This is a genomic window from Tritonibacter horizontis (genome assembly GCF_001518015.1).
In the GTDB taxonomy this organism is placed as follows: Bacteria; Pseudomonadota; Alphaproteobacteria; order Rhodobacterales; family Rhodobacteraceae; genus Epibacterium; species Epibacterium horizontis.
In genome coordinates, this window is sequence record NZ_LPUY01000138.1 from 152,101 (window position 1) to 168,418 (window position 16,318).

Consider the following 16,318-nt stretch of genomic DNA (forward strand, 5'->3'; position numbering starts at 1 on the left):
TCAAACCGGACGACGTCGCAACTCGCGCCTACGGCTCTGGAGCGCTGCCGCGCAGGCAAACCATTGCGGATCTCCCAAAGACACCAGCAGGATAGACGCATCCGAAGCGACAATAGCGGCCGCCCCACCTGGACAGGTTGCCCCGCCCCGGTCGACCAACGTCCGGACCCGCTGGCCAGATCCTGCACCGCCTAGCCGCTCCGGCGGGCAATTTTACCTCCAATGCGAGACAAAGATTCCACCGATCCTTAAGGAACGCCGACGTAGGCTCTGGCCTATGAGCGTTCAACCTGACCCTTTTCCGCAAGGCGACTTGCAATCAAAGCTGGCTGCGCTTGACCGCAGGCGGCGGCAGGATGCGCGCGAACTGAAGATCTCTCGCGCGCTTCTGGATGGGATCCAGGCCATGTGTGACGCAGCGGATCGTGACATGGTCTTTGCAGCGCTGGACGCATTGCTGAAATCCGCGATTGGCGCGAAGGAGATCGCTGTCGTCGGCAACAGCATCGAGGGGTTTCTTGACTTGCCGCACCGCGCACCGCGGGTTCTTTTTCCCCAAACCAGCCCGGCGGAACTGGACGCGCAGCAGCTCGATTGGTACGCCTCGCCGCGTGATGTCAAAGATCTGCGGCAATGCCGCGATCCGACACCCAGACGGGCCAGTGGAAAAGAGACCGGCAGCCTGATTACGACCCCCCATCTGCGGCAGGATGGACAGTTCCTTGCTCTCATGTGCTGGCATCCCAGCGCCGGTTTTTTCGACGCCGGCAAAATCGCAATCCTGGAACGGGTCATCACCCATTTCTCGCATGCCCTGCGGGGGTTGCAGGCCGATGACTGTCAGATGCTTCTGGCATCCGTGCTCGAACAAGCCGAAGTGCCGGTGATGCTGGTTGATCCCGACCACGGCGGCGGCGAGATTGTTTTTGCAAATCATGCCTTTGAAGAGATGACTGGGCATCGCCTCTCTGATGGGTCCGAGCCGCATCTGATCGCCGCCCCGCTGCGCCCCGGTATAGATCGGGACGAAATGGAACAGGCGTTGAACGCAGGTCAGCAGGGACGTTTTCGGATCTGGAACACCCGCGGGGACGGCAAACCCTTTCTCGACGATATTTCCTTGACCCCGATCCGCAGCAGCAGCGGCACCCTGCGCTATATGATGGTCACGCATTCTGATGTGACCGAGCAGTCGCAGACGCAACAAACTGTAAAGCGGCTCGAAAAACGCATTGAATACGCCATGGAAGCGGTCACCAGTGCGATCCTCGCGACAGAGGCCGACGGGACAATCCTATACGCAAACAAAGCCATGCAAGGCCTGCTGCGGGAGATGTATGGCCCCGGCCTTCGACAACGCCAGATCATCTCGACCTTTTGCAAATCCATTGATGACGGCCTTGAAAACCAGGAGGTGACTTGCAAGGACGGCACCGTTTTCCTGATCCGCAGCTTTTACAGCAACGAAGGCGGGCGCGTGATCACCGGGACCGATGTGACCGAAATCAAGCGCGCGGAGCGCAAGCTGAAACAGCGTGCCGCAGCCATGGACAGCACCACAGAAGGCATTGCCATCGTCGAACTGGACGCGCGGATCACCTATGCCAACCCAGCCTTCGCACGCATATTCGGAACGCCGGAGCCGACGGCCGTCCTGAACAAGAACTGGAGCTCGGCCTTTCTGCCCGAAGATGTCGAAGAACTCTTGCCGGATCTGCAATCAAAGGTCGAAACGGAAGGCAGCGCCCAGATCGAAATGCGGGTCAATCTGGACGGCGACATCCTGAGCTACGAAGTCTGCGTGACACGCATCGACGATCAGATGCGCATCGTCGTGGCCCGCGACATTACCCGCCGCATCGAATACGAAAACGCCCGCCGGAGCTTTGAGAAAAAGCTGCACGACTTTGAAAAGAACGAAAGCATCGGTCGCCTCGCAGCTGGTGTTGCACATGATTTCAACAACTTGCTGGCCGTGATCAACGGGCACTCCGCCCTGCTGAACGAGCGAACGCCGCCCGAAAAAGTACAGCTTTATTCGGCGCGCATAAACGAGGCCTCCTCGCGCGCGGCCAAGATGATCAATCGCTTCCTCGATCTCGGTATGTCCGCAGACAGCCAAAACATGATCGACCTGCGCAACCTGATGACCGAATCGCAGGACTTGCTGCAAAGCGCCCTCTCCGCCGACACCACCTTCACGCTCGAAATGGGCGAGGAGGAGATGGAGATGCTTTGTTATCCGTCGGATCTATTGCGGGTTGCCCTGAATCTGGTGCAAAACGCGCAGGATGCGTTGGGCGGCAAACCCGGGCAGATCTGCCAATATCTGACGCGTCATACCGGCGCAGACCTGATGGACATGCGGATGGACGTCGGGCCGATAGATCCCGATCTCAGCTATGCCTGCTATGCCGTCCACGACAGTGGCAGCGGGGTCCCTCCGGAGGTTCGCAAACGCTTGTTTCGGGAACATTGTTCGACCAAGGGGCAGCGTGGCAGCGGCATCGGCATGATGGCCATCGCCGAAATCATCCGCAGCCACGACGGCGCGATACGTCTTTTGAGCGACATCGACCAAGGAACACGGGTCGAAATATACCTCCCGCTGAGCGACTATTCCGTTGCCCGTGCCAGCGAAGAGGATATTGGCACAGTACGGCTGGACGGTCAGCTGGTGCTCCTGGTTGACGACGACGCCCAGGTCGCAGAATCGATTGCCGCGTTTCTTGAACGCCTGGGCGCAGAGGTCAGCATTTGCCTGCACCCGGACGAGGCGCTCGCCGCAATCGAAGAAGACCCCGGCATGTGGTCGTTTCTGGTTTCGGACTATAACATGCCCGGCCAGAACGGCGGCCAACTTGCACGGGCAGCGAAGACGGCGGATGGAGACCTGCCGATTGTAATCGTCACTGCCCTGGCCCGAAAACTGTCGGACCCCAACCTGACGGAAGACGTGATCAATGCGCTACTTGGCAAACCGGTGGACCTGAACGCGCTGGCGCATCTGATCGCCCAGCATGGACGGTCCCTCTTTGCCAACAACGGCTAACGGACGCCGCTCCGACGCGTGGTTTTGCCAGTCGCCACATAAAATATTAGGACTTCTTCGCGAAAATCAGAGGCTATTGTGCGCTGCCTATACGAAGGAGGCCGAATGTGCCGCTGAAGTCCTCTTCCATTTCGCTCAAACTGAAACTCCCTTTGCTTATGGTTGCCCTGACCGTTGTGTTTGTCGTCACGGTTTCGTTCCTGATCTATTCCATGGCGGAGCGGAGCATTCGCGAAAATGTTGCAACGGCGCAGGCATCAAAGGCACGCGCTGGGGCACAGGCGCTGCAATTCAGCATCGGTGCGGCGCAGCGCGATGTGGCCAACCTTGGTGCACTGCCAACGGTCTTTCGCGCGATGAATAATTTCGAACGCGTGGTCGGCATGATCGAGGACGACGATCCGATCGGCTATATGAAAAAGCACTACGTGAGCGAGAACCCGAATGCAGCCGATCAGCGTGCGGACCTCGTCGATCCTGGCGATGGGTCCTACTATAGTCAGTCTCATGCTACCTATCACCCGACATTCCTGCAAACCCTTCAACTGAATGGGTATTCCGACATATATCTGGTCACAACTGCGGGTCTGGTCGTGTATTCCGTCCAAAAACAAGGCGACTTTGCCGAAGACATCGGGGGCGAGCAACTGGCAGGCAGCGCGCTCGCCCGGGTGGTGGACGCCGCCTTGGCCACCGAACCCGGAACCGTGGTGACAGAGGATTTTTCACCCTACGCCCCGGCCGACAGCAATGATGCCTTCCTTGCCTCACCCGTTTTGAACAAAAAGGGCGACCCTGTGGGCGTCATCGTCGTGCGGCTCGGCAGCGATATGGTCTTGAGTGCGCTTTCGGCAAACCTTGGGGACAAGGCGCATGAAAACATCTTTTTGGTCAGCCCGGATGGGCTTGCCCGCAGTCCAAGCGTCATACCTGATGCTTTCGCCATGCTTGACCCGCTGCCGGATGCCCCTCACATCGCAGCCGCCCGGGCCAGGGAAAGTGGCCAGTACGAGGATGTGATGACGGCCAGCGGGCATCACGCCACCGCCGTGGTCCTGCCGCTTGCGCTTGAAGGGTTTGACTGGTCCCTGGTCATGGAAACCGACGTTTCCTCCGCATTTGCGCGGGTTTATCAGATCCGCTGGATGGTCCTGTCCTTGATTGGCGCCTCTATCGTGGTTTCGATCGGGGTATCCTGGGCTGCGGCAAATCGGGTCACGCGCCCAATCCACAAATTGCGCGACGCGACAAACGCACTCAGCAACGAAGATTATGACATTGAAGTCGCAGGCCGCATGCGCGGCGATGAATTTGGCGATCTGGCCCGCAGTCTCGACAGTTTTCGCGACAAGCTGAAGCGCGCGGACGACGCCAGTGCCCGTGAAATTGCTGCCCGGTCTGAAACTGATCTGGTTGTAGATGAGATGAGCCAGGCGCTCACCGATCTGCAGAACGGAAACCTGATCGCCGAAATCGAACGGCCGTTTTCCTCTCATCACGAGGCGTTGCGCGAGAACTACAATCGCAGTTTGCGCAACCTGCGGGACTCACTGCGTGAAGTTGTCGAAGCAGCCCAGCATGTCGACCGGTTCGCACAGGAACAACGCGCCGCCGCCAATGAAATGGCCGAACGCACGGAAGGCCAGGGCGCGACGCTGGAAAAAACGGCAACAGCCATGCAGGATCTCACTGAACGGCTGCGCCAAACAGCGGAAAAAGCTGGCGAAGTCGACAACACCATGCGCGGCACCCGGCGTCAGGCCGAACAGAGCAACGATGTCGTGCGCTCCGCGGTGGAGGCGATGGACAAGATCCAGCAGGCCTCTGCGGAAATCTCCAAGATCATCTCCATGATCGACGATATTGCCTTCCAAACCAACCTGTTGGCGCTGAACGCCGGGGTCGAGGCAGCGCGTGCCGGACCGGCCGGCGCCGGGTTCGCTGTTGTGGCATCCGAGGTTCGCAACCTCGCCCGTCGCGCGTCCGAGGCGGCAGGAGAAATCAAAGCCCTGACCAATGCCAGCGAGGAGCATGTGGCCCATGGTGTTTCCATGGTCGACCGGGCCGGCGACGCACTCAGCAGCATCATCCAGCAGGTGACATCGGTCAGCGATCTGGTCTCCGAGATCGCAGGCGGTGTGCAACACCAGTCCAAAGGCCTCGAAGATATCAACACAGCCATTCGGGAACTGGATTCGGTCACACAGCAAAATACGGCAATGGCAGAAGAGGCCTCGGCCTCCAGCCAGTTGCTCCAGAGCGAGGCAAAAACACTGACCCGTGTCACGGGACGTTTTCAGATCGACCCGTCGATGACCGCGGACGCCCCTGCCACCTGGGCAGATGTCACGCCGCAGGACACGGTTCGCCACAGCGGCTGACACCGATAAAACGAGGGCCGCAACAGATCGCGGCTCTCGAACGATGTACACAAAACCTATCTTTCCGTTACAAAGGGGCAGCCAAATATGGCGGCGCAAAAACTTTGCGCACGTAAATTTTTGACCTGATAAACCCCGGCAGAAAGCGCAGGTTGCCAACACGCCTGCAGCAAAGGGGCACGAAAGGATCGCCATGAAGAGCGACAGGATCCGCAATATGGAAGAACTCGCGAACGTCAGCGGGATCTCTCGTCCGACCCTTTCGAAATACTTCAACGACCCGGAGAGCGTCCGCAACTCGACGCGCAAGAAGATCGAAGAGGCGTTGGAGACCTACCACTACCGCCCCAATATCTACGCCATGAACCAGAACCGTCGGTTGACCAAAAATATTGGCATCGTCGTCCCCTATCTGGCAGATCCCTTCTTTGCAGAGATCGCACGGGTGATTGAAAATCTGGTCATCGAAGGGGGGTTCCGCCCGATCCTGCTCAGCTCTCACGGCGACACACAGCAAGAGATCGAAAACCTCAATTCATTGCAGTCGATCCGCCCGGCCGGGGTATTGATGGCGCCGCTTGGGCGCAGCTCGGACATTGCCGCCGCCGAGCGGTTCTGCGCCGAGGTTCCCACCGTACTGTTCGACAATTCCATCGGCGATCTGGGCGAGGCTTTCTTCGGGCTCGACAACCCTCAAAGTGTTGGAATTATGGTAGAATATCTCTGCCAAACCGGCGAACCACCGGTTTTCTTCGAGATGAAAACCCCCACGAACCCAAACGCCTACAAACGCCGGAATTCGTACATAGAGACGATGGAACGCTTGGGGCAGACACCGCAGCTCATCCAGGTGGATGGCGATACTTGGGATTTTGAACAGATCGGATATCAGGGCGGGCTGGAGACGATTCAACGGCGCAAATTGTCCTCCAACACGGTTCTATGTTCGAATGACCGTCTGGCGATCGGCTTTCTGGCGGCGGCCTACGAATGTGGGCTTCGGGTTGGTCGGGGAAACAGCTTTGCCCTGCGCGTCGCGGGCCATGACGACCACCCCTATGCTCGGTTCACCTGCCCGCCGCTGACGACCGTTGCGCAGGATTACGCCGCGATTGCCACAAAGAGCGTGGAGGCGATTCTCTCGCTGATCGAATCAGAAGAACGTGCCGTTTCCCGCGTTACGACCCTGTTTTCCGGCAAGCTGATTGAAAGGGCATCCGCCTAAGGGATTGAGAATCCAAACAATCAATCATAATTTTACGCGCGTAAAATTTTTGATTGACCAAACCTTAAGCATCCCACTACCGTGTCTGCACAACATCCAGACATCAGGGAGGATTAGGATGTACTCGAAGTACGCTTTTCGGGCGGCGGCGACGCTGTCGCTTCTCATGACGTCTTCAGCCTTTGCAGAAACGATAACCATTGCGACCGTGAACAACGGCGACATGATTCGCATGCAAGGTCTGACAGACGATTTCACCGCAAAAACCGGCCATGACGTCGAGTGGGTTACACTCGAAGAAAACGTTCTGCGCCAACGTGTTACCACGGACATCACCACAAACGGTGGTCAGTTCGACATCATGACCATTGGCATGTACGAAACGCCGATCTGGGGTAAGAACGGCTGGCTTGTGCCACTGAACGATCTGCCGGCAGATTATGACGTCGACGACATCCTGCCCGCCATGCGCGGCGGGTTGAGCTATGACGGGACGCTTTATGCGGCACCGTTCTATGGCGAAAGCTCCATGATCATGTATCGCACCGACCTGATGGAAAAGGCCGGTCTGGAGATGCCCGAAGCCCCGACCTGGGAATTCGTCGCAAATGCCGCGCGTGCCATGACCGACAAAGACAACGAGATCTATGGCATCTGCCTGCGCGGCAAAGCAGGCTGGGGCGAGAACATGGCCTTCCTGACCGCGACCTCCAACGCCTTTGGCGCGCGCTGGTTCGACGACAACTGGACGGCGCAATTCGATAGCAAGGAATGGGCCGACACCCTGAACTTCTACATCGACCTGATGAACGATGCGGGCCCTCCGGGTGCCTCCAACAACGGGTTCAACGAAAACCTGTCGCTGTTCCAGCAGGGCAAATGCGGCATGTGGATCGACGCCACTGTGGCGGCGTCTTTCGTGACCAACCCGGACGATTCCAGCGTCGCGGACAAGGTTGACTTCGCCCTCGCACCCGATACCGGGCTGGAGCGTCGCAGCAACTGGCTCTGGGCCTGGGCATTGGGCATTCCTGCCGGAACCCAGAAAGAAGGCCCCGCCAAGGAATTCATCCAGTGGGCGACATCCAAGGACTACATCGAACTTGTCGCCGAGAACGAAGGTTGGGCGAATGTGCCTCCGGGTGCGCGGACCTCGCTGTATGAGAACCCGAACTATCAGGAAGTGCCGTTTGCGGAAATGACGCTGAAGTCGATCCAATCCGCAGACCCGCTCAACCCGACGGTTGAACCGGTGCCCTATGTTGGCGTCCAATTCGTCGCCATCCCGGAATTTGCGGGCATCGCGTCGCAAGTGGGCCAAGAGTTCTCTGCCGCTCTGGCCGGTCAGCAGACCGCCGAGGAAGCACTGGAAAAAGCGCAGGCTCTGACCACTGAAGAGATGGAAGCCGCCGGCTACTAAGCTCCTCCTCCTGGACCAGGGACCGCGCCACTTGCGATCCCTGGTCTTTTTTTCTCCCATCGCGTTCCGAGACGGGCCCGCCCGTCCAATGATGAGGCTCCCATGGCTACCCAGCATTCCCGCTCAGCCGCGCGCATCATGATGGCCCCCGCCGTCATTCTGCTCCTCGGCTGGATGCTTGTTCCGCTGACAATGACCGTGTTGTTTTCGTTCAAGAAATACCTCCCCCTCAGAGGGGGCGACCTTGGTTGGGTCGGCTTTGACAACTACATTCGTTTCTTCAGTTCTTCGGCCTTCTGGCCCAGTGTTCAGGTCACGTTGGTGATCGTCGGCGGCGTCCTTGCGATCACGGTTGTATTCGGTGTCCTGCTGGCGCTGCTGCTGGATCAGCCGATGTGGGGCCAGGGCATCGTGCGCATTCTTGTCATTGCGCCGTTTTTCGTGATGCCGACCGTTTCCGCGCTGGTGTGGAAGAACATGTTCATGGATCCCGTGAACGGGCTCTTTGCGCATCTTTGGAAATTCTTCGGGGCGGAGCCGCTGTCATGGCTGTCCGAGGCCTCCATGCAGTCGATCATCCTCATTGTCAGCTGGCAATGGCTGCCTTTTGCAACGCTGATCCTGCTAACGGCCATCCAATCCCTCGACAGCGAGCAACTGGAAGCCTCCGAAATGGACGGCGCCAGCCCCCTCGCCCGTTTTATCTATATCATCCTGCCGCACCTGGGCCGGGCGATTACCGTCGTGGTGCTGATCCAGACGATCTTCCTGCTGTCGATCTTTGCCGAGATCTACGTCACCACCCAAGGCGCCTTCGGGACCCGCACTCTGACCTACCTGATTTTCCAGCGCGTTCTGGAGAGCCAGAATGTCGGCCTCGGCTCTGCCGGCGGTGTCTACGCCATCATCCTTGCCAATATCGTTGCCGCGTTCCTGATGCGCATCGTCGGCAAGAACCTCGACTCATAAAGGGGACCTGACACATGGCACGCTCCATTACGCAACGACGCAAGGCGATCAACACCGCCGCGGCCTGGGCGGTTGGTCTTTTGATCTTCTTCCCGATCCTCTGGACCATTCTCACCTCGTTCAAGACAGAAGCGCAGGCGATCAACGACCCGCCGCTGTTCCTGTTCTTCGACTGGACGCTGGAAAACTACGCTGTGGTGCAGGAACGCTCGGATTATATGCGGTTCCTGTGGAACTCGATCATTGTCGCCGGCGGCTCCACCATCCTCGGCATCATCATCGCAGTGCCGGCGGCCTGGTCGATGGCTTTTGTCCCGTCGAACCGGACCAAGGACATCCTGTTGTGGATGCTCTCGACCAAAATGCTGCCCGCCGTTGGTGTGCTTTACCCGATCTACCTGATCTTTATCCGGCTTGGCCTGTTGGACAGTCGCATCGGTCTGGTGGTGGTTCTGATGTTGATCAACCTGCCGATCATCATCTGGATGCTCTACACCTATTTCAAGGAAATCCCCGGCGAGATCCTGGAAGCCGCCCGCATGGACGGTGCCACGCTCAAGGAGGAGATCCTCTACGTGCTGACACCTATGGCCGTGCCGGGAATCGCGTCGACTCTGTTGTTGAACATCATTCTCGCCTGGAACGAGGCCTTCTGGACCTTGAACCTGACCGCAGCCAAGGCGGCCCCGCTCACCGCATTTATCGCCAGCTATTCCAGCCCCGAAGGCCTGTTTTACGCAAAACTCAGCGCCGCCTCCACCATGGCCATCGCGCCGATCCTGATCCTTGGCTGGTTCAGCCAGAAACAACTTGTGCGCGGCCTGACCTTTGGCGCTGTGAAATAAGGACAAAGACTTATGGGACGTATTACTCTCGACAAAGTGACCAAGAGCTTTGGCACGGCGCAGGTCATCCCGCCCCTGGACCTGACCATCGAAGACGGCGAATTCACCGTTTTTGTCGGCCCCTCTGGCTGCGGCAAATCCACTCTTTTGCGGCTGATTGCCGGGCTTGAGGATGTCTCCTCGGGGCAGATCCGCATCGACGGCGAAGACGCAACCATGACGCCGCCCGCAAAACGCGGCCTGTCCATGGTGTTCCAATCCTATGCGCTCTACCCGCATATGTCGGTGCGCAAGAACATCGCCTTTCCGATGCGCATGGCCAAAATGCCGCAAGAGGAACAGGACCGGCGGATCGAAGCCGCCGCGAAGGCGCTCAATCTGACCGACTACCTCGAACGCCGTCCTGGCCAGCTGTCTGGTGGCCAACGCCAGCGGGTTGCCATTGGCCGGGCCATCGTGCGTGAACCTTCCGCGTTTCTCTTTGACGAACCGCTCTCGAACCTCGACGCGGCGCTGCGTGTGGGTATGCGGATGGAGATCTCCGAGCTGCATAAAAAGCTCGCGACAACAATGATCTACGTCACCCACGACCAGGTCGAAGCGATGACCATGGCCGACAAGATCGTGGTGTTGCGGGCCGGCTATGTGGAACAGGTCGGCTCGCCGTTGGATCTTTACCGCGCTCCGCGCAACCTCTTTGTGGCGGGCTTCATCGGTTCGCCCAAGATGAACTTTATCGAAGGTCCCGAGGCCGCGAAATACGACGCCCACACCATCGGCGTGCGCCCGGAGCATATCTCCATCAGTGCCGATGAAGGTCCCTGGTCCGGCGTCGTTGGTGTCTCCGAACACCTCGGGTCCGATACGTTTTTCCACATCCATGACACGGGCCTGGCGGAGACCATTACCGTGCGGGCCGACGGCGAGGTGAGTTTTCATCACGGCGACCGGGTTCATCTGACCCCGCGCACCGATGTCATCCACCGGTTCGACACCGCAGGTCTGAGGATCAATCAATGAGGCTAGACGGCAAGACCGCCTTGATTACAGGCGCGGCGCGCGGCATCGGCAGGGCCTTTGCGGAGGCCTACGTCCGCGAGGGCGCTCAGGTTGCAATCGCCGATATCGACATCCAGCGCGCCCAGGCCACCGCCAAGGAAATCGGCCCGGCCGCAATCGCAGTGGAATTGGATGTGGCGCGTCAGGACAGCATCGACGCGGCGGTGTCCACGACGGTTGAAAGCCTGGGCCGGATAGATGTTCTGATCAACAACGCCGCCGTTTTCACCGCCGCCCCTATCGTCGAGATCACCCGCGAGGATTTCGACCGGACCTTCGAGATCAACGTCTCTGGCACCCTGTTCACGATGAAAGCCGTCGCCAAACATATGATCGCGCGTGGCGGCGGTGGCAAAATCATCAATATGGCCAGCCAGGCCGGTCGGCGTGGCGAGGCCCTGGTCGGCGTATACTGCGCGTCCAAGGCGGCGATCATCAGCCTGACCCAATCGGCGGGCCTGAACCTGATCACGCATGGGATCAATGTCAACGCGATCGCTCCCGGCGTCGTGGACGGGGAACATTGGGACGGTGTCGACGCCTTCTTTGCAAAATATGAAAACAAGGCCCCCGGCCAGAAAAAGCGCGAAGTGGGCGACGCCGTCCCCTTTGGCCGCATGGGGACAGCGGCAGACCTGACGGGAATGGCGGTGTTTCTGGCCAGCTCCGACGCTGATTATGTCGTGGCGCAGACCTACAATGTTGACGGCGGGAACTGGTTGAACTGATGACTACTCACCCCCATCCCCCCATCCCGCTGACCAACGCCACGCTCGTCGACCTGCCGGACGCGATTGCCCGCCCCCAATACGACCGCAGCACCTTGACGCCCGGCATCGTCCACATCGGTCTTGGAAACTTCCACCGTGCTCACCAATCCTGGTATCTGCATCGGCTGATGCAACAGGGCGACGCGCTGGATTGGGCCATTCTGGGCGCCGGCGTTCGTGCCTATGACGCGACCATGCGTGAGAAACTTCTGGCGCAGGACGGATTGACGACATTGATCGAATTGTCGCCAGAAGCCACCAAGGCCGAGGTCGTCGGCTCCATGATCGACTACCTTCCCATCGAAGATGACAACGGTGCCCTCATCGCCGCCATGTCCCGCAAGGAAATCCGCATCGTCGCGCTGACGGTAACGGAAGGTGGCTACTACCAGGACCCGGTGACGGCCGCCTTCAATGCGACCGATCCGGATATTTGCCATGACATTGCCCACCCGGACCGCCCCCGCACGGCGTTTGGCGCAATTGTGGCAGCGCTGGCGCGTCGCCGGACCGCCGGAGACGGCCCTTTTACCGTGCAAAGCTGCGACAACCTGCAAGGCAACGGCACGATCACCCGTCAGACCATTCTCGGCTTGGCCCGCGCCATGGATGCAGATCTCGCGGAGTGGATCGAACAGCAGGTCAGCTTTCCCAATTCGATGGTCGATTGCATCGTGCCCGCCACCGGCCCGGCTGAAATCACCCGCGCCGAACAATGCGGCATTGCCGACCTGGCTCCGGTGACACATGAACCCTTCCGGCAATGGGTCATCGAAGACGACTTCTGCGCGGGACGCCCGGACTGGGACAAGGTTGGGGCGACCTTCACCGATGCGGTGCATGACTATGAAACCATGAAGATCCGCATACTGAATGCCGGCCATCAGGTCATCGCAAATGCCGGCGAGCTATTGTCCCGCACAACCATAGCAGATTGCATGAGCGACGCCGACATCGCGGGCCTGTTCCACAAGGTCCAGGCCGAGGAAATCGCACCCTATGTCAAAGCCGTGCCGGAAATCACGCCATCGGCATACATCAGCCTGATTGCCAGCCGGTTTTCCAACCCGGCAATCCGCGACACAACCCGCCGGGTGGCCTTTGACGGCTCGTCGCGTCACACCGGTTTCATCCTGCCGATCCTGCGGGATGCGCTGGCAGCCGGGGGGCCGGTGTCTGGCCTTGCCCTGGTCGAAGCGCTCTGGGCCCGCATGTGCGCCGGGACCCGTGACGATGGCAGTGTGATCGAACCCAACGACCCCAAGTGGGACGAGCTGAACGCCGTCGCAATCGCCGCCAAAACGCAACCGGAGCTTTGGCTGGCGCAATCGGATCTCTATGGCGCGTTCACGGCCAATTCCAGTTTCACACTGGCATTTGAAAACTGGCTGGCACTGCTCTGGCAGGACGGCACCCGCGCCACCCTGCGCAACTATCTCGACGATCTGCTGTAGTCAGCGCGAAAACAAAACAGCCAGCTGCCCGCATTCCGGGCAGCTGGCGATTTTTTGCCGCAGTGTTTGGGTGTCGGGTGAAATTCGTCTATCATTTCCAGTCAATTGCCACAGGCCCGTAACAAGGCCTTATTATGCAGGTGCAGAATCTGTACCCAAATTTTTCTGGAGTGTCGCTATGCGCAAGAAGGTCACCAAAGCAATTTTCCCGGTTGCCGGACTTGGAACCCGGTTTCTGCCCGCAACCAAATCCGTTCCCAAGGAGATCATGACGCTGGTGGACCGCCCGTTGGTTCAATACGCCATCGACGAGGCCCGCGCGGCCGGGATCAAAGAGTTCATTTTCGTCACCTCGCGCGGCAAAGGCGCGCTGGAAGATTACTTTGACCATTCGCCCGTCCTGGAGCAAGAGCTGCGCAAGAAGGGCAAGGATGAGCTACTGGACATCCTCAAGGACACCAATATGGACTCCGGCGCGATCGCCTATATCCGCCAGCATCAGGCGCTTGGCCTCGGGCATGCGGTCTGGTGCGCGCGCCGCCTGATCGCCAACGAACCCTTTGCCGTTATCCTGCCCGATGACGTGATCGCGGCTGAAAAACCCTGCCTGCAGCAGATGATCGAAGCCTATGAAGAGACCGGTGGCAATATGGTTGCAGCGATGGAAGTGGCGCCGGAACAGGCGTCATCCTACGGGGTGCTTGATGTCAAAGAGGACATGGGCAAGATCGTTTCCGTCGCCGGAATGGTGGAAAAACCAAAAGCCGGAGAAGCCCCGTCCAATCTGGCGGTCATCGGGCGTTACATTCTGACCCCGTCGGTAATGAAGAACCTAAAACAATTGAAAAAGGGATCTGGCGGCGAGATCCAGCTGACCGACGCAATCGCGCAGAACATCGGCCAGGAAGACCCGGTTTACGGCTATCGATTTGAAGGCAAACGCTTTGACTGCGGCTCCAAGGCCGGGTTCCTGCGGGCGACGGTCGCCTTTGCCTTGGCGCGCGACGATCTGCGCGACGACCTGATGGCCTATGTCAACAACATCGCCCTGAACGCCAGCGCTGCCGAATAGCGCCTGACCACAAGCGTTCGCGCCAGAACGTTGGCCCGCTCTGCCTTAGCAGGTCGGGCTGACGTAGGCCTCGGCCAAACCAAGGTCACTCAGCGATTTCAGGGCCGGTTGCGCCTGCGACAGGTGGTCAAGCGATTGCGCCAACCCGCTGAGCCGCGGATCTTCCAGCATGAGACAGCGCTGGCGGACATGTCCTGACGCATCGCAGGTCGACTGGCATCGCCAACCGGCGCTCCGGTCCATCACGCTTTGTCCCCGCGTGCGCGCACGGGGCTGCAGATGCAATATGGCCTCGGGCGACCACTGCCCTTCCGCGCCTGTTGCGTTGGATTGGGGCAACCGGGCGTCTGTGGCGGAACCAAGCGCCGCGGCGGTGCAGACCGTCCAGGCCAGGACCTGCATCCGTTTGCCAATGCGCCTTGCGGCGGGCCGCAAAATAGACATGTGAACGATCCCCACCCTTGTTGCGCCAAACACCCGTGCCGGCCAAATCTGGCGGCGCTCGCCCCGAAGCCGCCCCTTCGACGTGGTGTCACATTAAAGCAGTCAGGCCTTAAGGTTCACTTGTGAGACCACGGCGACTGGCACCATTTCTTCAAACAACTTTAACAACAGCGGCGCGCCGGGTCCGTTAGTCCAGCGCCAGGGACGGTGTCGCGCCGCTGTCTTCGAGATGCCAGATCGCGCTCCAGCGTCCTTGGCTCCGCTTCAGCTCCAGAAAATTCCGCTCGGCTGTGTAGCGGTGGCGCTGCCCGGGCAAGGGATGGATCCGGATCGGATATCCTTTGACCGGCGCGTCGCCAAGCCCGGCCAGGGTCCCCAGACTGCGCGCATAGCCCTTTGGCGGCGCGCGGTGAGCAATGCCCGAGGCCACCAGTTGATGGATGCGGCTGTCTGCGCTGCCCATTTCGGCGCGGGTTGCCAGATGTATCTCGCCAGAGAGCACCGTGACCGGCGCGCGCTGACGCCATTTCAGCGCCTGTTTCAGCATTCTGGCCCATTCCTCGCGATGTGCCCGGCTTTGCCATTGGTCCCGCAGGTCGTCTTCGTATTTCTGCATCCACGGGATCACCAGCATGAACCGTTCGACCAGGGACAAGCGCGGCCCCAACAGCGGCACGCTGGAGATCACAAACGTATGTGTCTCGCCGGGGGACATGGCTTGGGTCGCGGACCAGCCATTGGCCCCCATGACCCGACGACGCCCCCGTTCGGCCCGCAAATCCGGGGCCAGAAACTGCACCCCCGGCAGGCCCCGTTCCCAGGACAGCGAGGTCCCGCTGGCGTCAAGAAAGAGATCGGGGATATCCGCCTCTGTCGCGGCATGCTGGAACAACAGATACATTTCGCGGGCGACGCGGAACAGGCATTGGCCTACCTCGGAATAGGTCCGGCTTCGGTACAGGGACCCCCAGCCATCGCAGATGTCATGGTCGTCCCAGATCGCGAGCGTCGGCACCCGCGACATGATCCAGGCCGGGGACTCGCCAAACAACGCCTGGACATAGCGTTCCGCAAAGCGCTGGCGCAGATGATCGGCCAGATCTTCCAGATCGGCGGCGGAGTGCGGCCGCTCCACCTTGTCCGGCCATTGATCGCTCAGGGGATGGCCCTGGGTGGCTTCATCGGCATAGATCTGATCGCCGCCCTGCAACAACAGGGCAAAGGGCGCCTTTTTATGGCTTTCGCACATCCGGGCCCACATGGCGTTGCGCTCGTCCTCGTCCCGATCCAGATCGCCCTCTTCCTCGCCGTTGCAGGACAGGAACGCGATCCGAAGATCGTCTGTCAGCTCGGTCTGAACCGGATAGACCTCGCCGCCATAACTATAGCCGCCCGCGCCCTCCGGCAGCGTGAAGTCAAACCGCCAGATCGCATTGCGCCCGATCTCGCGCAGGCAACTGGGGTCGTGATCCGTTCCATCCGCCCGGAGCGTCTTGGGGGCTTCGCCAATCGGCAACAGAACCAGCGCCGCCAGTTTCAGCACCCCGTCGTCATACCCTCGATAATAGAGAATGGGCCCCAGTCGCGCTGCCCCGAATTCTGCCGTCATTTGTTATCTCTCTGCTTA

At 59.7% G+C, this 16,318-nt stretch carries 12 protein-coding genes; 10 read left to right on the top strand and 2 right to left on the bottom strand.

The genetic code is table 11. From position 1 onward, the window contains the following. Nucleotides 1-277 precede the first annotated feature (277 nt). From TRIHO_RS22655 to galU, 10 genes are all read left to right on the top strand, one after another. The gene (locus TRIHO_RS22655; RefSeq protein ID WP_068249030.1) at nucleotides 278-3,052 is read left to right on the top strand and encodes a PAS domain-containing hybrid sensor histidine kinase/response regulator; all 2,775 of its coding nucleotides are present in this window, start codon (nucleotides 278-280) and stop codon (nucleotides 3,050-3,052) included. A gap of 107 nt (nucleotides 3,053-3,159) precedes the next feature. After that, a complete protein-coding gene (locus TRIHO_RS22660) occupies nucleotides 3,160-5,433 on the top strand; it encodes a methyl-accepting chemotaxis protein (RefSeq protein ID WP_068249031.1) in 2,274 nt (757 codons plus the stop codon). Between the two features lie 193 nt (nucleotides 5,434-5,626). After that, nucleotides 5,627-6,658: a LacI family DNA-binding transcriptional regulator gene (locus TRIHO_RS22665; RefSeq protein ID WP_068249032.1), complete on the top strand. Its 1,032-nt coding sequence runs from the start codon at nucleotides 5,627-5,629 to the stop codon at nucleotides 6,656-6,658. A 118-nt stretch (nucleotides 6,659-6,776) separates the two neighbouring features. Continuing rightward, entirely contained in the window at nucleotides 6,777-8,078 is a 1,302-nt protein-coding gene (locus TRIHO_RS22670; protein ID WP_068249033.1) for an ABC transporter substrate-binding protein, read from the top strand. 102 nt (nucleotides 8,079-8,180) lie between these two features. Beyond that, on the top strand, nucleotides 8,181-9,047 hold the full coding sequence (locus TRIHO_RS22675) for a carbohydrate ABC transporter permease (protein ID WP_068249034.1): 867 nt from the start codon (nucleotides 8,181-8,183) through the stop codon (nucleotides 9,045-9,047). Nucleotides 9,048-9,061: 14 nt separating this feature from the next. Then, on the top strand, nucleotides 9,062-9,892 hold the full coding sequence (locus TRIHO_RS22680) for a carbohydrate ABC transporter permease (RefSeq protein ID WP_068249035.1): 831 nt from the start codon (nucleotides 9,062-9,064) through the stop codon (nucleotides 9,890-9,892). Between the two features lie 12 nt (nucleotides 9,893-9,904). Continuing rightward, the gene (locus TRIHO_RS22685; protein ID WP_068249037.1) at nucleotides 9,905-10,912 is read left to right on the top strand and encodes an ABC transporter ATP-binding protein; all 1,008 of its coding nucleotides are present in this window, start codon (nucleotides 9,905-9,907) and stop codon (nucleotides 10,910-10,912) included. Further along, nucleotides 10,909-11,679 carry an L-iditol 2-dehydrogenase gene (locus tag TRIHO_RS22690; protein ID WP_068249038.1) on the top strand — a complete coding sequence of 257 codons (771 nt, stop codon included), beginning with the start codon at nucleotides 10,909-10,911 and terminating at the stop codon, nucleotides 11,677-11,679. Before TRIHO_RS22685 ends, TRIHO_RS22690 begins: the two co-directional genes overlap by 4 nt. Then, nucleotides 11,679-13,175, top strand: a complete 1,497-nt coding sequence (locus TRIHO_RS22695) for a mannitol dehydrogenase family protein (protein WP_068249039.1) — start codon at nucleotides 11,679-11,681, stop codon at nucleotides 13,173-13,175. Before TRIHO_RS22690 ends, TRIHO_RS22695 begins: the two co-directional genes overlap by 1 nt. Before the next feature lie 178 nt (nucleotides 13,176-13,353). Further along, nucleotides 13,354-14,247: a UTP--glucose-1-phosphate uridylyltransferase GalU gene (gene galU, locus TRIHO_RS22700; RefSeq protein WP_068249040.1), complete on the top strand. Its 894-nt coding sequence runs from the start codon at nucleotides 13,354-13,356 to the stop codon at nucleotides 14,245-14,247. 45 nt (nucleotides 14,248-14,292) lie between these two features. On the opposite strand, the gene TRIHO_RS24270 is transcribed toward galU, so the two are convergent. Continuing rightward, nucleotides 14,293-14,691 (bottom strand): hypothetical protein, encoded by a 399-nt coding sequence (locus TRIHO_RS24270; protein WP_232367864.1) that lies wholly within the window; start codon nucleotides 14,689-14,691, stop codon nucleotides 14,293-14,295. Nucleotides 14,692-14,878: 187 nt separating this feature from the next. Further along, entirely contained in the window at nucleotides 14,879-16,300 is a 1,422-nt protein-coding gene (locus TRIHO_RS22710) for an alkaline phosphatase D family protein (RefSeq protein ID WP_068249044.1), read from the bottom strand. Nucleotides 16,301-16,318: the final 18 nt, after the last annotated feature.